Genomic DNA, 15,076 nt, shown 5'->3' with positions numbered 1-15,076 from the left:
CCGGCCGCGGGCGATGATCAGCCCGGTGCAGCGGCCCCCAGCCGCTGCTGGTCACTGACCTCCAGCACCCGCCACTGGCCCTTGCCGAGATCGCCGAGCTGCAGCCCGCCGATCGCAACCCGGACCAGGCGCAGCACCTGCAGGTCGAAGGCCGCCAACAGGCGGCGGATGTGGCGGTTGCGGCCCTCGTCGAGGACCACCTCCAGCCACGCGGTCTTATCGCCGCTGCGCAGCACGCGCACAGCCTGGGCGACGAGGAACTCGCCCTCGTCTTCGACACCGGCGCGCAGCGCGGCCAGGGTGTCCTCATCGGGCAGACGATCCACCTGCACGTGATAGGTCTTCTGCGGGCCGGTCTCTGGATCGGTCAGGCGCGCGGCCCACTGCGGATCGTTGCTGAACAGCAACAACCCTTCACTGGCCTTGTCCAGGCGCCCGACCGGCGCGATCCACGGCAGGCCGGCACCATCGAAGCAGCGGTACACGGTGTCGCGGCCACGTTCGTCCTGCGCGGTGGTCACCACCCCACGCGGTTTGTTGAGCATCAGGTACAGGCGCTGCGGCGCGCCCATCGGCTGGCCATCGACCTCGATCGGCGGCGCCGGCTGCCCAATCGGGAATTCGGGATCCCGCACGATGCGGCCGGAGACGCGCACGCGGCCATCGGCGATCCAGCGCGCGGCCTCGCTGCGCGAACACACGCCGGCCTTGGACAGCACGCGCGCCAGACCATGACGGACACCGGCGGCTGTGGCAGCGGGAGTCGCACGCCCACGCGGTGCGTGGGAGCGGGCGGCGGGGGCGGCAGGTGGGCGGCGCGTGCGCAAGCCTCTGCTCCCCGCGGTGCTTACTTCTTGTCGACCGGCTTGGTCTCAGCCGGTGCTTCGGCCGGGGCCGGAATGGCGGCCGGAGCCGGACGCGCCTTGACCACACGCACGCCACGCGCCTTCATCCAGGCGTCGAACTCTTCGGCGGTCATGCGCTTGCCGTTCTGGCTCATGTCGAAGCGCCAGGGCGTGTTGTCGAATTCGGTCTGCGGCTTGTAGGCCGCCGGATCGTTCGGCTTCACTGCAGGGGCGCTCGGAATGGCCTTGGCGATGTTCTGGCAGCCATCGATGCGCAGGCGCTGCAGCACCTGGTCCAGCGACTGCGACGGATCGTAGTTGCTGCTCAGCACGCCGGCCGGCATGCCCAGCTGGTTGCCACGGATGTAGAGCTCGTCGGCCACCGGCGCGATGGTCGTGGCCGGCAACGGCAGCGGCGAGGCGCTGGTGTTGACCGAGCAATCGACCGCAGCGTGGGCGGCGGGAACCAGGGCCAGCGCCAGGACGGCGGCCGATGCAGAGCGCAGCATGAAGGGCATCCAGAAAAGGAAGTGACGCGGCGAGTTTAGCAATGCCGCGACAGCTTTCAAGCGCCACTTTCAATGAATACGGCAACCCATTGGTTTTACGGACAAAAACCCGACGAACGGTTACCCCGGACCGGCAGGCACCGGATTCCGGGCCGCAGAAACAACAAGACCCGGCCGAAGCCGGGTCCTGCTGTGTCCTACTGGCAGAGCGTCAGAACTTAGTTCTGGACGTTCAGCTCGGTACGACGGTTCTTGGCGCGACCTTCCGGGTTGTCCGAACCATCCGGGTTGGTGTTCGGAGCAATCGGACGGCTCTCGCCGTAGCCGATCGGGCCGACCAGGCGACCGGCGTCAACGCCGTTCTTGGTCAGGTAGTTGTACACGGCGGTAGCACGACGCTCCGACAGCTTCTGGTTGTAAGCGTCGGTACCCTTCGAGTCGGTGTGACCGGCGACTTCAACGCGCAGATCCGGGTAACGCTTCAGGATCTCGGTGGCTTCGCTCAGGATCGCCACGGCGTCCGGACGCAGGTTCGACTTGTCGAAGTCGAAGTTGACGCCCTTCAGGTCGATGGAGACCGGAACCGGGCAACCGTCCGGACCGATGGTCTGACCCGGCTGCGAGTTCGGGCACTTGTCGTCGCAGTTGTTGACGCCGTCACCGTCGTCATCCAGGTCGGCGCAGCTCGGGGCAACCGGAGCCGGAGCCGGAGCAGCCGCGACCGGAGCCGGGCCCAGCGGGATCACGACGCCGACCGAAGCCAGCACGTCACCGAACCAGTCTTCCTTCGGAGCGGCAACGCTCTGGTCGTCGAAGTCAGCGCGGTAAGCCACTTCGGCGCGGACAGCAACGCGCTTTTCGAAGGTGGTCTGCAGGCCGACGCCCAGCTTGGCGGCAACGTTGCCGTCCTTACGCTGGCGCGGACCGTTGGCATTCAGCGCCGGGTACTCTTCTTCCGACTTCTGGTAGCCCAGGCCACCGACGATGTACGGGTTCCAGCCGCGGCCTTCCTTGATGAAGTGGCGACGCAGGTCCAGCGAGACGCCGTACTGCGACCAGTTCAGGTCCTTGTTCGAATCGAAGTTCGGGTTCTGATAGTTCAGCTCACCGTCCAGCGACCAGTTCGGGCTGATGAACTTGCCCAGGCCCAGGGTCACGAACGGAGCGTCATTGGTCAGACGGTCGCTGTCCTGGAAGTTGAAGCCGGCCGAACCGGTCAGGTACCAGCGGTCATCGAACTCCTGCGCCGAAGCTGCCTGGGCAAAAGCCAGGCCGCCCAGCAGCGCGGCAGTAAGGATCTTCTTGTTCATTGAGTACAGCTCCTATTTCGGGGGTATGAAACCGGTAGAGGCATGGGCCAGCACAAGTGCGTCGATGTACGACAGCCGATTCAGCACGCCACCGCCGCGAACATTATGCTCAGGCGGGTGAAGGCCATGTTAACAGTCCCGTAACATGTGAAGTGTTGCGCCCGACCGTCCGCCGGTCCGACGTTGAAACCCTATACAGGATGATGAAAATCCGCAAGACCCTCACGCTGCAAGGGTTTGACGGGGTTTAGGCGGGGAAAACGACATATTGCGCGGCGCGCTGCATCAAACGGTTCAGCGCGTCTGCGGAAACGTGAGGAACCTTATGATGGAGCCACGAACCCAGCCGGAGCCGTGATGAAAGCCGTCGCCCTGAGTCGTGAATCCGCCCCTGCCCTGTGCGATATCCACCTGCCTCCGCCGCTGCCTCCCCGGGGCCGTGACCTGCTGGTCCGGGTCGAGGCGGTTTCAGTCAACCCCGTCGATGGCAAGCAGCGCGCCAGCACGGATCCGGCCACGCTCCAGGCACCCCGCGTGCTGGGTTGGGACGCTGCCGGCGTGGTCGAGGCAATCGGCGACGAGGCGAGCCTGTTTGCCTCCGGTGACGAGGTTTATTACGCAGGCGATGTCACCCGCCCCGGCTGCAATGCGCAGTACCACTGGGTGGATGAACGCCTGGTCGCGCGCAAGCCAACCACGCTGGATTTCGCTGAAGCCGCAGCGCTGCCGCTGACCACGCTCACCGCCTGGGAGCTGCTGTTCGAGCGCATGCCGCTGCGGCTGGACGATCGCCGCCACGCCGGCCAGCACCTGCTGGTGATCGGCGGTGCGGGCGGGGTCGGCTCGATGGCAATCCAGCTGGCCCGCCATGCGGGTTTCGAGGTGATCGCCACGGCGTCGCGCGAGGCCTCGGCCGACTGGTGCCGGCAGATGGGTGCCCGGCACGTGATCGACCACCGGCAACCACTTCAGGCCCAACTGCAGGCGCTGGGCATCGACACGGTGCAGGTCGCACTCAACCTGGCCGACACCGATCACTACTGGGACGAACTGGGCCTGCTGCTGGCGCCGCAGGGACATGTGGGCCTGATCGTCGAGCCGCGTGGGCCGCTGCGCATCGGCGATCCCTACAAAGCCAAGTGCATCGGCATCCACTGGGAGTTCATGTTCGCGCGCTCGCGCTTTGCCACTGCCGACTGCATCGAGCAGCACCGCATCCTCAGCCGCACGGCCAGCATGATCGATGCCGGCCAGCTGCGCGGCACCCTCAGTGAAAGCCTGGGCCCGATCAATGCGGCAAATCTGGACATCGCGCATCAGCGCCTGGCCAGCGGACGCACGGTGGGCAAGCTGGCGCTGGCAGGCTGGGGCGACTGAGCCAGGCTGGAGCGCCGCTGTAAAGCCGAGCCCATGCCCGGCCGTGCGGTCTGATCGTAGCGCCGAGCGTGCTCGACTGATTCATCAGGAGCAGTCGAGATCCTATGTTCGTGGTCAAGCCTGCTGGAAGCAGGCTTGACCCACCTTCAGCATGGCCGGATCGAAGTCCCGGCCGCTTTTGAAGACACCCCAGGCGATCCTGGCCAGCTTTCTGGCCAGGATGTTGAAGACGGCGGTGCTGGGGTGACCGCGTTTTGACAGCTCGTCGTAGAGCGGTTGCCCCTGGCGACACCGCTTGAGCCCCATGGCGGCCATGTAGAGCATCTGGCGCAGCACTGGCGCGCCCTGTTTGGACAGCCGACGCCGTCCCGTTCTGCCGCCAGACTCGTTGGGCCGGGGATCCAGGCCCGTGCAGGCGATCCACGCGTTGGCGTTGGCCAACGGCCAGCGCGTCATGTAGTAGATCAGGTGAGCGGCGACGGCGGGGCCGATACCAGGGATGGTCAACAGGCGCTTGTAGAGCGTGCCATGCTCTCCATCGCGACCCAAGCGCTGCAGTTCGCTTTCCAGCTCGGACAGCGTCCCAGCCAGAGCGCAGAACAGATCTGACAGCTCCCCGGGGGCACTTTTGCTTACCCCGAAGGATTGCTCCAGGCGCGCGCGTGTCTTTACCAGCGTCTGCCGCTTGCGCAGCAAATCGTGCATCTGCTGCTGCTCATCGGTACGCGGTACGTATTCACGCAGGCGATCGTTCTCCTTCTTCACGTACCGGGCGATCGCTTCGGCGTCCATGGCGTCCGTCTTGCCACGCGAGCCCGTCGCCCGGCCGTAGTGCTTGATCAGACGTGGATTGATCACATAGACAACGTGGCCTGCCTGGCCAGCCATCCGAGCCAACAACTCGTAGTATCGCCCCGTCGCCTCCATGCCAATCCGGCATCGCTGGGGCAAGGTGTTGAGCCACTGGGCTATGCCGGCCCGGGTGTTGGCGATCCTGTCGCCGGCCTTGCGGTCGGCCACTGCCGGTACGAACTCCTTGGAGTCCACGTCCACGCCAATATCGAGAGAATCAGACATTTGTACGGCTCCCAGCTATCTTTAAGGGGCTGGGGTGGTACCGCACCGACGTTAGCTTGCCTACATCGACGATCCCCTTTGGGGGCCGTACGATCCTTTATCGACGTTCGTGTGCGGGATGGGGATCGCTCGACTCGTCTGTCGGCTAGTATCCGCAGATGCATGCTTGACGGTCCCTCCACCCTGGCTCCTACATACCTCGTAGGAGCCGGGAGGAACATACAAGCACGCTCGACGCCACTGTACCGGCGGATTGATCGGCATCTGTATCTATGGAAGTGACTGAATCGGGATTACGGTGGGAACAGATTCCCCTCCCCCGAGACCGTCATGCCCACCGCCCTGCCCTTGCGCCTGCTGCAACTGATCACCGGCCTGTTCCTGTACGGCTTCGGCGCCTCGCTGATGATCCGTGCGGCCATCGGCGTGGCGCCCTGGGATGTCCTGTCACAGGGCATCGCCGCGCAGACGCCGCTGTCGTTCGGCCTGGCGACCAATGTCATCGGCGCACTGGTGTTGCTGCTGTGGTGGCCGCTGCGGCAGAAGCCGGGTGTAGGGACCGTGCTCAACGTGATGCTGATCGGCCCCTCCGCGCAGTTCGGGCTATGGCTGCTGCCGCCGGCCGTCGGCCTTGGCTGGCAGCTGGCAATGTTCTGCGCCGGCATGCTGCTGGTCGCGCTGGCCACCGGCCTGTACATCGGCGCCAAGCTCGGCCCCGGGCCCCGCGATGGCCTGATGACCGGCCTGCATGCCCGCACCGGCTGGCCGATCTGGAAGGTGCGCAGCCTGATCGAAGGCAGCGTATTGCTGCTGGGCTGGTGGCTGGGCGGCAATGTCGGCCTCGGCACCCTCGCCTTCGCCCTGCTGATCGGCCCGCTGTGTGGTGTCACGCTGGGCTGGTTCGGGATCGGTCGCACCCCGGTAGTGCCGGCCGCTGGCCGGCAGCCGCAGTCCCCCTGAGCTGATCGGGATGCCGGCCAGCGGCCGGCACTACCGCCCCCGGAGTTCGGGGGCAGCGCCGCAGGCGCGGGGGCGTAGAGGCCGGTAAGTGGGGCCCGCGGTTCGCGCAGCGAATTGCGGGAGCGACAGCACGCATGTGCCGAGCGTACCCGGCCAGCGGCCGGCACTACCCCCCGGAGTTCGGGGGGAGCGCCGCAGGCGCGGGGGCGTGGAGGCCGGTAAGTGGGGCCCGCGGTTCGCGCAGCGAATTGCGGGAGCGACAGCACGCATGTGCCGAGCGTACCCGGCCAGCGGCCGGCACTACCCAAAGGCCGGCCCTTGCCCCGGCCGCCGTTTCGCGGCACGCTTCGCGCTTCCGTACGCAAGCGTATCGACAATGTCGCCAGCCAACGAAAGCGCCTACCCCCATCTGTTCGCCCCGCTGGACCTGGGCTTCACCCAGCTGCGCAACCGCGTATTGATGGGCTCGATGCACACCGGCCTGGAGGATCGCGCCCGCGACTTCCCGCGGCTGGCGGCCTACTTCGCCGAACGCGCCGAGGGCGGTGTCGGCCTGATCGTCACCGGCGGCTTCGCGCCGAACGTGGTCGGCTGGCTGAAGCCGTTCGGCGGCAAGCTGTCCTGGCCCTGGGAAGTACGCCCGCACCGTCAGCTCACCGCCGCCGCGCACCAGCACGGCGCGAAGATCTGCCTGCAGCTGCTGCATGCCGGCCGCTATGCCTACCACCCTTTGTCGGTGGCACCGTCGAAGCTGAAGGCCCCGATCAACCCGTTCACCCCGCGCGCGTTGTCGGCCAGTGGCGTCGAGCGCCATATCGCCGACTACGCACGCAGCGCGAAGCTGGCCCGCGAGGCTGGCTACGACGGTGTGGAAGTGATGGGCTCGGAGGGCTACCTCATCAACGAGTTCATCGCCCCGCGCACCAACAAGCGCACCGACCGCTGGGGCGGCGATGCGAACCAGCGCATGCGCTTCGCGGTCGAGATCGTGCGCCGCATCCGCGAGGCCTGTGGCCCGGACTTCATCATCATCTACCGCCTGTCGCTGGTGGACCTGGTGGAGGACGGCAGCAACTGGGAGGAGATCGTGCAGCAGGCGCAGGCCATCGAGGCCGCCGGCGCGACGATCATCAATTCCGGCATCGGCTGGCACGAAGCCCGTATTCCGACCATTGCCACCTCGGTGCCGCGCGCCGCCTTCGCCGGGGTCACCGCCAAGCTCAAGCCGCATGTGAAGGTGCCGCTGGTGGCGACCAACCGCATCAACATGCCCGACGTCGCCGAGCGCATCCTCGCCAGCGGCGGTGCCGACATGGTGTCGCTGGCGCGCCCGCTGCTGGCCGACCCGCAATGGCCGAACAAGGCCCGTGCCGGCCGCGCCGAGGCGATCAACACCTGCATCGCCTGCAACCAGGCCTGCCTGGACCACGTGTTCGAGAACAAGCTGGCCAGCTGCCTGGTCAATCCGCGCGCCGCCCACGAGACCGAGCTGGTCTATCGCCCCACCGCCACGCCGAAGAAAGTTGCCGTGGTCGGTGCTGGCCCGGCAGGCCTGGCGTGTGCCACCGTCGCTGCCCAGCGCGGCCACCAGGTCACCCTGTTCGATGCCAACGAGGAGATCGGCGGCCAGTTCAACGTGGCCAAGCGCATCCCCGGCAAGGAAGAGTTCCACGAGACCCTGCGCTACTTCCGCCACACGCTGGCCGAAACCGGCGTGCAGCTGCGCCTCGGCACCCGCGCCGATGCCGCCACCCTGGCCGGCTTCGACGAGGTGATGCTGGCCACCGGCATCACCCCGCGCAAGGTCGACTTCCCCGGCGCCGACCACGCCAAGGTGGTCAGCTACCTGGACGTGCTGCTGGGCCGGGTTGAAGTGGGCACCAATGCGGCGATCATCGGCGCCGGCGGCATCGGCTTCGATGTCGGCGAGTTCCTCAGCCACGCAGGTGAGTCACCCTCCCTCGACCCGCAACGCTGGATGGCCGAATGGGGCGTGGACAGCGCGTTCGAGGCCCGCGGCTCGCTGGGCCGGCCCGAGGTCGAGGCGTCACCGCGTCGGCTCTGGCTGCTGCAGCGCAGCCCGGGCAAGCCCGGCGCGCGACTGGGCAAGACCACTGGCTGGATTCACCGCGCCACACTGAAGGCCAAGGGCGTGCGCATGCTCGGTGGCGTCGAGTACCTGGGCGTGGACGACGAGGGCCTGCGCATCCGCGTGGAAGGCAGCGAACAGCTGCTGCCGGTCGACCACGTGGTGATCTGCGCCGGGCAGGAACCGAACCGTGCATTGCAGGCCGAACTGCAGGCCGCCGGCATCAACGCGCAGCTGATCGGGGGTGCCGATGTGGCCGCCGAACTGGATGCGAAGCGCGCCATCGACCAGGGCAGCCGGGTGGCCGCCGCGCTCTGATGTGCGCCTGAATGGGGGGCGGAATGTGATTTCCGTCACCCCTGCCGAACCTGAATGTCAAGCCGGGCGGTTCACGATGCGTTCGGCTATCCCCCCCTACCTTGCGCCATCTTTCCGCTCACCAGCCAGTTTCCGGTGAGCCGGCGCAGCCCCTCGATCGGTACTGATCGTTTCTTTTGGGGCTGCCCACGGGGCGGCCCCGATGGCCGCCTCCCCATGACGCCAAGTCGTACCCCGCCTCCTGTCGCCCCCGCGGCCGGAACCGGAGCGTGCGGCCCATACGGAGCAAGGAGTTATATGAAACTGGCCTGGATTCTCTGGCTGTCGCAGTTGTTGCCTCAGCCGGCCGCTGATTCATTGTGTTTGAGCACCACCGTTTACCTGGAAGCCCGCGACCAGACCCTGCGTGGCCAGCAGGCCGTCGCCGAGGTCGCCCTGCGCCGCCTCGACAGTGGCCTGTGGGGCGACTCCATGTGCCAGGTGGTCACCGCGCGCAAGCAGTTCGCACCGACCATCGTCTCGCCCGGCACCCAGCTGGGCAATGATGCGGCCTGGAGCGAGGCGATGAACGTGGCCTTCGACGCCGAGCGCAACTGGGCGCTGCCGGCCGGCGAGCGCCGCGAGATCGTGCCCGGTGCCAGCCACTTCGCCGCGCTGTCCATTGCCAGCCCGAACTGGCGCAATGCCTACCAGGTGGCCACCATCGGCGATCACACCTTCTATAAGGTGCAGAACCTCAAGCCGCGGCAGTCGTAACGATCCGTGCTGGCGGCAGCGTTGCCGCCCGCTGGCAAGCTCTGGGATAGTGGGCGTTTCCCGCCCGCATCACCTGGAGTTCCCATGAAGCTGTACAGCAAGCCCGGTGCCTGTTCCACCGCCGACCACATCGCCCTGCAGTGGACCGGCCAGCCGTTCGAGGTTGAACTGCTGAACAAGGACACCCTGAAGGGCCCGGAATTCCTCAAGATCAATCCGGCCGGTGCCGTCCCCGCACTGGTCGACGGCGACTTTGTGCTGCTGCAGAACGCCGCGATCATGGGCTATATCGCCGACAGCTTCCCGCAGGCCGGCCTCGGCGGCGACGGCAGCCCGCGCCAGCGCGCCGAAGCCACCCGCTGGCTGGCCTTCGTCAATTCCGATGTGCATCCGGCCTTCTCGCCGCTGTTCGCGCCGGGCAAGTTCATTGCCGACGAGAGCCAGTTCGATGCGATCCGCGCCGCCGCGCACAAGCGCCTGCGCGCCCTGTTCGAGACAGCCGACAAGCAGCTGGCCGACAAGCCGTGGCTGGCCGGCTTCCGCAGCTTCGCCGACCCGTACTTCTACATCACGCTGCGCTGGGCCGCCGGCACCAAGGTCGACCTGTCCGGCCTGGACAACCTGGCCGCCTACAAGGCGCGCATGGATGCCGATGCCGGCGTGCAGGCCGCGCTGAAGGCCGAAGGCCTGGCCTGAGCCAGACCATGGGTCGGAGCCGTCTGCACAGCAGACGGCTCTGCCCCCATCGGTGCAATCGCCACGCTCAGCCGATCTGGCGGATCACTTCGCCCTTGGCATCGCGCAGGTAGGTCGGCACCACTTCGATGCGCAGCGCCGCCGCCACCGGGTAGATGCCGCGCTCGGCACGCACGCCCGCCAAGGCTTCCAGACCCGTCTCGTCCAGTGCCCAGCGCGCGCTGTCGGCCGATACCTCGCTGGTTTCACCGCCCGCGGCCGGAATGAATTCCCACTGCCGCTCGCGGCTGACCAGTTCCAGTGATTTGCCGTGGCGCAGGCGCAATGGCAGCAGCTCGCACACGCTGGCCACCTGGCCCGCACCGAGCACCAGGGTGGTGACGCCCGCCTCCTGGCGCCAGTCCAGCGTCTCGATGAACAGCATGCCGGTGCTGGAGCCCTCGCGCTCGCTGCCGGTCTGCACCTGTGCAGCCAATGCCGGATCCTCCAGCAGGTTGCCGCGATGCAGGTCGCTGATCCACAGCGGCATCGCCGGTTGCAGCGCCTGCAGCACGCCGCGCGTCGACCAGCGCTTGACCGCTTCCATCTCCTCATCGGTCAACCCGACCAGCTGCAGGAACTGCAGGTGGCCATTGGCGGTGTCGCGTGCGGGCAACTGCGGATCTGCGACGAAGGCCAGATGGCACAAGCGCGTGTTGGTCTCCAACGCGATCGGGCCGTTGGCGTTGAGGTGGTGGCCATCCTCGAACACGTTGCCACTGCCGAACACATAGCGCGCCAGGTTCTGCAGCAGGTTCATCGGCCACACCGGCGGCGTGCTGCCGGCGTTCTCACCGGCGTCGGCAGCGAGGCGGAAGGTCAGCTCGAAACCATAGCCACTGGCGGTGGCATCACTGCTCTCCTTTGCGTACAGCTCGGAGAAGCCGTAGGTGATGTAATGCCAATGCGGTACCGGCGCATCCGCCCAGTACACGCTGATGCCATCGAGCGGATCCTGGCCACCGAGCGTGTACGGAAGCGCGGTGCCGAAGTGACGCGGTTCCTGCCCGGCATACAGCGGCGCCAGCGCCGCATTGATCGCGTCCCAGCCGGGGGTATCGGTGTCGTCGTGGTCGTCCTGCACGCGGGACTCCTTGTGGGGAAGTGAACCGATCACTTTACGCGGTGGCTCAGGCCTGCACGACCTCGCCGCCACCATTGACCACGGCCGCCTGGGTCTCCTGCCACCAGCGCTGCGCCAATGCCGGGCTACGCGCCTTGCCCACCGCCGCCAGCAGTTCCGGGCACAGGCGCTCCAGTGCCAGCGCATCGGTGCAGCGTTCGATCTTCAACTGCATGAAATAGCCCTTCAGGCCCAGATGCCGACGCACGGCCTCACTCATCGCGTCGTACAGCTGCTGGTACAGCGCCGGGTCCTGTTCACGGCCGGTGCTGATGCTGCGCGTCGGTGCGGTTTCGACACTTCCGCCGATCACTTCAATCAGGCCCAGCGCGGCCAACTGCTCCAGTGCATCCGGCGGTGCCCGCAGGCCTTCGAACAGGCCGCGCAATTCAGTGTCATCGCGATGGCCGTCGACCATCAGCAGGATCGAACGCAGTGCCGCCGGCAGACGCCGACCACGGTCTTCGATTTCCTGACGGCCAGCAGCCGTCTTGGCGTGCAGCAAAGCCATTGCCTCCCCCTCCCTCGATGCGCAATGCCGGCGCGCCCTGGCGGGCACGCTCCCCTGTGTGCCATCCCCGGACGGCACGCGCCTTCCCCGGCGCGCACCGTGTATTGCAGGTCGATGACAGGCCGAGCTTAGCGCAAGTGCTGCGGGTAGTGCCGGCCGCTGGCCGGCAACCTCGGGATTGATGGGGGGGCCGGACAGCGGCCGGCACTACCGGGTCAGCGTCCCAGCGCGCGGCGGATCTCCTCCAGCGCGCTGGGATCATCCAGCGTCGACAGGTCACCCGGGTCGCGCTGCTCGGCCAGCGCCTGCAACGAGCGCCGCAGCAGCTTGCCAGAGCGGGTCTTGGGCAAGGCATTGACCACGTGCACGTGCGCCGGGCGCGCGACCGCACCAAGCGAAGTCGTCACCGTCGCCATCATCTCGGCCACCACCGGCGCCGGATCCTCGCCATCGAGCCCCTGCTTGAGAGTGACGAACACCAGCGGCACCTGCCCCTTCAGTTCGTCCTTGACCCCGATCACCGCCGCCTCGGCCACGCGCGGATGACTGGAAATGGCCTCCTCGATCTCGCGCGTGCCCAGGCGGTGCCCGGCCACGTTGATCACATCGTCGGTACGGCCGAGGATGAAGGTGTAGCCATCGTCGTCACGGATCGCCCAGTCCAGCGAGCTGTACAGCAGCTCCTTGAAGTGGCTGAAGTAGCTCTGCAGGAAACGGCTGTCGTCGTTCCACACCGTGCTCATGCAGCCCGGCGGCAGCGGCGGCGACACCACCAGCACGCCCTTCTGCCCCGGTGCCACTTCCTCGCCGGTGTTCTCGTCGATCACCTTCATCCGGTAGCCGAGATTGGGGAACCCGGGCGAGCCGAAACGCACCGGCTTCATCTCCAGGCCCGGCAGCAGGGTCAGTGCCGGCCAGCCGGTTTCGGTCTGCCAGTAATTGTCGATGATCGGCTTGCCGAGCGCTTCGCTGATCCAGTGCGCGGTCGGTTCGTCCAGCGGCTCGCCGGCCAGGAACAGGTACTTCAGCGCGCCCAGGTCGTGGCGATGGATGAAGTCCGCGTCGTGCTTCTTCAGCACGCGGATGGCGGTGGGCGACGAGAACATCGTGCGCACGTTGTACTGCTCGCACAGCGCCCACCAGATGCCCGGATCCGGGTTGGTCGGCAGCCCTTCGTAGAGCAGCGAGGTGCAGCCGCCGATCAGCGGGCCGTACACGTTGTAGGAATGGCCGACCGCCCAACCGACGTCGGAGGTGGAGAACATCACCTGGCCCGGCCTGCAGTCGAACACCGTTTCCATCGACTGCGCCATCGCCACCGCATAGCCCCCCACATCGCGCTGCACGCCCTTCGGCTTGCCGGTGGTGCCGGAGGTATACAGCAGATAGCTCGGCTCGCTCGCTTCCAGCCACTGCACCGGCACGTCGACTTCACCGATCTGCGCACGCAGCTCGGCGTAGTCCACATCGCGGCCCGGCACGCGTGGTTCGGCGGCATCCAGCCCACGCGACACGATCAGCACGTGCGGCGGTGGCGACGTGGCTTCGGCGCAGGCTGCATCGACCATCGGCTTGTACGGAATCAGCTTGCCACCGCGCATGCCGGCATCTGCCGCGATCAGCAGCTTCGGCTTGGCATCGTCGATGCGCAGCGCCAGGTTGTGCGCGGCGAAGCCACCGAACACCACCGAGTGCACCGCACCGATGCGCGCGCAGGCCAGCATCGCGAACACGGCTTCGGCCATGTTCGGCATGTAGATCACCACGCGGTCACCGTGACCGACGCCGAGGTGCTTGAGCACGGCGGCGAAGTCGTTCACTTCGCGATACAGCTGGCGATAGGTGATTTCGCGGGTGCTGTTGGTTTCGGTGGAGATGGCGACCAGCGCGAGCTGGTCGGCGCGCTCGGCCAGGTGGCGGTCGACGGCGTTGTAGCAGAGATTGGTTTCACCACCGACGAACCAGCGCCGGAACGGCGGGTTGCTGTAGTCGAGCACCTGCTGCGGCGGTTTGTGCCAATGGATGCGCTTGGCTTCCTCGCCCCAGAAGGCCTCCGGCTCGTCGATCGAGCGACGGTAGGTTTCCTCGTAGTTCATGACGCAGCCCTCCCAGACAAAGTCATGGGTTCGAGGATAGTCCGGCGCTGGCGCGCGGGCCGCCCTACCTTGGTAGGGGGTGGGGTTCTGTTCTGCAGGGCTTGCAGCCCTGCACCTGCAGAATCAACGTCAACGTCAACGTCAAAAGCGGGGCCATTGAGGGATGGCGGGGTGGGTCCGGTTGCGGGGGGCGCCGTAAATCCGTACATGGAGGCTCGGTCGCCGCGTCCATGCGGCTCACGCCCCCGCAACCGGACCCACCCCGCCTTCGACAGTTTCCTGCGATCTGTCGGAACGGCGTATTGCTCTGGTAGATGTCGACCTTGGTCGACTGCTCTGGTGGGTGTCGACCTTGGTCGACACGGTAGATCCACGCCATGCGTGGATGATTCAATCGATATCTGAAAGGAAAATCGTGTCGACCAAGGTCGACACCTACCAACAGCCGCGCGGAACAAAGCCGCAGCTACCAACAGCCGCGGGAACCTGTCGAAGGTGGGACGGTGTCGGAGTGCGGGGTGTCAGCCGCATGGATGCGGCTGCCAAGCCTACAGGGACGTACTTGCGGCGTCCCCGCACTCCGACACCGTCCCGCCAACCCACGGATAGCCCGCTTCTGACGTTGACGTTGATTCTGCAGGTGCAGGGCTGCAAGCCCTGCCGAACCCCTAGAACGGAGTCGCGGACTCGAACGCGAGCGCCTCGCCCGTCACCGGATGGGTGAACCGCAGGCTGCGCGCATGCAGATGCACACGCTGCGCCGGCGCGGCGTCATACAGCACATCGCCAACGATGGGATGGCCGAGACTGGCCATGTGCAGGCGCAGCTGATGGCTGCGGCCAGTGATCGGTTCCAACGCCACGCGGGTGCGCTGCGCTTCAACATCACGTGCCATTACGTGCCAACGTGTCAGCGCCGGTTTGCCGCGTTCGTGATCGACCATCTGCTTCGGCCGGTTCGGCCAGTCCACGATCAACGGCAGGTCCACTTCGCCGGCATCGCCTTCAAGCAGCCCCTCCACGATCGCTTCGTAACGCTTGCCAACCTGGCGCTGCTCGAACTGCATCGACAACGCCACCTGCATGTCCTTGCCGCGCGCATGCAGCAGCAGGCCGGAGGTCACCTGGTCCAGGCGATGCACGGTCAATGCATCCGGGTACAGCGCCTGCAGGCGCGCGACCACGCAGTCCTGGTTCTCGGCGCTGCGGCCAGGCACGGACAGCAGGCCTGCCGGCTTCTCGGCCACCAGCAGCGCGTCGTCGATGTAATGCAGGTGGATCATCAGTTCCTGTATTCCTCAAACAGCAACGGGGAAGCCTGAGCTTCCCCGTTGCTGCGTACCGACCAACGGTCGGTACCTACCTTCTGG

General features: G+C 66.8%; 13 protein-coding genes. 5 read left to right on the top strand and 8 right to left on the bottom strand.

The window, feature by feature from the left end; translation table 11 throughout:
• Positions 1-17: 17 nt before the first annotated feature.
• From ACSYS9_RS04205 to ACSYS9_RS04195, 3 genes are all read right to left on the bottom strand, one after another.
• Positions 18-827 carry a pseudouridine synthase gene (locus tag ACSYS9_RS04205; RefSeq protein ID WP_071229156.1) on the bottom strand — a complete coding sequence of 270 codons (810 nt, stop codon included), beginning with the start codon at positions 825-827 and terminating at the stop codon, positions 18-20.
• 20 nt (positions 828-847) lie between these two features.
• Positions 848-1,354, bottom strand: a complete 507-nt coding sequence (locus ACSYS9_RS04200; protein WP_049463430.1) for a hypothetical protein — start codon at positions 1,352-1,354, stop codon at positions 848-850.
• 218 nt (positions 1,355-1,572) lie between these two features.
• A complete protein-coding gene (locus tag ACSYS9_RS04195) occupies positions 1,573-2,664 on the bottom strand; it encodes an OmpA family protein (protein WP_010483958.1) in 1,092 nt (363 codons plus the stop codon).
• Positions 2,665-3,021: 357 nt separating this feature from the next.
• Between ACSYS9_RS04195 and ACSYS9_RS04190 the strand changes: the two genes are divergently transcribed.
• The gene (locus tag ACSYS9_RS04190) at positions 3,022-4,041 is read left to right on the top strand and encodes a zinc-binding alcohol dehydrogenase family protein (RefSeq protein ID WP_071229155.1); all 1,020 of its coding nucleotides are present in this window, start codon (positions 3,022-3,024) and stop codon (positions 4,039-4,041) included.
• A gap of 114 nt (positions 4,042-4,155) precedes the next feature.
• Here the strand turns inward: ACSYS9_RS04190 and ACSYS9_RS04185 are convergent, their stop codons facing one another.
• Positions 4,156-5,118 carry an IS110 family transposase gene (locus tag ACSYS9_RS04185; RefSeq protein ID WP_132809226.1) on the bottom strand — a complete coding sequence of 321 codons (963 nt, stop codon included), beginning with the start codon at positions 5,116-5,118 and terminating at the stop codon, positions 4,156-4,158.
• Between the two features lie 330 nt (positions 5,119-5,448).
• Between ACSYS9_RS04185 and yczE the strand changes: the two genes are divergently transcribed.
• The 4 genes from yczE (at position 5,449) to ACSYS9_RS04165 (ending at position 9,937) form a co-directional block, all read left to right on the top strand.
• Complete coding sequence (yczE, locus tag ACSYS9_RS04180) at positions 5,449-6,078, top strand: membrane protein YczE (protein WP_071229484.1); 630 nt, start codon at positions 5,449-5,451, stop codon at positions 6,076-6,078.
• A gap of 376 nt (positions 6,079-6,454) precedes the next feature.
• Complete coding sequence (locus tag ACSYS9_RS04175; protein ID WP_071229485.1) at positions 6,455-8,485, top strand: NADPH-dependent 2,4-dienoyl-CoA reductase; 2,031 nt, start codon at positions 6,455-6,457, stop codon at positions 8,483-8,485.
• Between the two features lie 297 nt (positions 8,486-8,782).
• A complete protein-coding gene (locus ACSYS9_RS04170; protein ID WP_004154513.1) occupies positions 8,783-9,241 on the top strand; it encodes a cell wall hydrolase in 459 nt (152 codons plus the stop codon).
• 84 nt (positions 9,242-9,325) lie between these two features.
• The gene (locus ACSYS9_RS04165) at positions 9,326-9,937 is read left to right on the top strand and encodes a glutathione S-transferase N-terminal domain-containing protein (RefSeq protein ID WP_032130478.1); all 612 of its coding nucleotides are present in this window, start codon (positions 9,326-9,328) and stop codon (positions 9,935-9,937) included.
• Between the two features lie 67 nt (positions 9,938-10,004).
• On the opposite strand, the gene ACSYS9_RS04160 is transcribed toward ACSYS9_RS04165, so the two are convergent.
• The 4 genes from ACSYS9_RS04160 to ACSYS9_RS04145 all read right to left on the bottom strand — a co-directional run bounded on the left by ACSYS9_RS04160 (position 10,005) and on the right by ACSYS9_RS04145 (position 14,989).
• Positions 10,005-11,060, bottom strand: a complete 1,056-nt coding sequence (locus ACSYS9_RS04160; RefSeq protein WP_071229487.1) for a suppressor of fused domain protein — start codon at positions 11,058-11,060, stop codon at positions 10,005-10,007.
• A gap of 46 nt (positions 11,061-11,106) precedes the next feature.
• Positions 11,107-11,610: a hypothetical protein gene (locus ACSYS9_RS04155; RefSeq protein ID WP_049461269.1), complete on the bottom strand. Its 504-nt coding sequence runs from the start codon at positions 11,608-11,610 to the stop codon at positions 11,107-11,109.
• A 215-nt stretch (positions 11,611-11,825) separates the two neighbouring features.
• A complete protein-coding gene (gene prpE, locus ACSYS9_RS04150) occupies positions 11,826-13,706 on the bottom strand; it encodes a propionate--CoA ligase (protein ID WP_049400974.1) in 1,881 nt (626 codons plus the stop codon).
• Between the two features lie 668 nt (positions 13,707-14,374).
• Complete coding sequence (locus tag ACSYS9_RS04145) at positions 14,375-14,989, bottom strand: RluA family pseudouridine synthase (RefSeq protein ID WP_032129767.1); 615 nt, start codon at positions 14,987-14,989, stop codon at positions 14,375-14,377.
• Between the last annotated feature and the right edge of the window lie 87 nt (positions 14,990-15,076).

Source organism: Stenotrophomonas sp. STK17_22 (genome assembly GCF_051983905.1).
GTDB lineage: Bacteria > Pseudomonadota > Gammaproteobacteria > Xanthomonadales > Xanthomonadaceae > Stenotrophomonas > Stenotrophomonas maltophilia_A.
Note: the sequence above shows the minus strand (reverse complement) of the source record. Positions and strands in the feature narration are given on the sequence as shown.

Coding starts and splice junctions, on each gene's coding strand:
- ACSYS9_RS04200 (WP_049463430.1), bottom strand. CDS start 1,354: ATGCTGCGCTCTGCATCGGCCGCCGTCCTGGCGCTGGCCCTGGTTCCC.
- ACSYS9_RS04195 (WP_010483958.1), bottom strand. CDS start 2,664: ATGAACAAGAAGATCCTTACTGCCGCGCTGCTGGGCGGCCTGGCTTTT.
- ACSYS9_RS04190 (WP_071229155.1), top strand. CDS start 3,022: ATGAAAGCCGTCGCCCTGAGTCGTGAATCCGCCCCTGCCCTGTGCGAT.
- ACSYS9_RS04185 (WP_132809226.1), bottom strand. CDS start 5,118: ATGTCTGATTCTCTCGATATTGGCGTGGACGTGGACTCCAAGGAGTTC.
- yczE (WP_071229484.1), top strand. CDS start 5,449: ATGCCCACCGCCCTGCCCTTGCGCCTGCTGCAACTGATCACCGGCCTG.
- ACSYS9_RS04175 (WP_071229485.1), top strand. CDS start 6,455: ATGTCGCCAGCCAACGAAAGCGCCTACCCCCATCTGTTCGCCCCGCTG.
- ACSYS9_RS04170 (WP_004154513.1), top strand. CDS start 8,783: ATGAAACTGGCCTGGATTCTCTGGCTGTCGCAGTTGTTGCCTCAGCCG.
- ACSYS9_RS04165 (WP_032130478.1), top strand. CDS start 9,326: ATGAAGCTGTACAGCAAGCCCGGTGCCTGTTCCACCGCCGACCACATC.
- ACSYS9_RS04155 (WP_049461269.1), bottom strand. CDS start 11,610: ATGGCTTTGCTGCACGCCAAGACGGCTGCTGGCCGTCAGGAAATCGAA.
- prpE (WP_049400974.1), bottom strand. CDS start 13,706: ATGAACTACGAGGAAACCTACCGTCGCTCGATCGACGAGCCGGAGGCC.
- ACSYS9_RS04145 (WP_032129767.1), bottom strand. CDS start 14,989: ATGATCCACCTGCATTACATCGACGACGCGCTGCTGGTGGCCGAGAAG.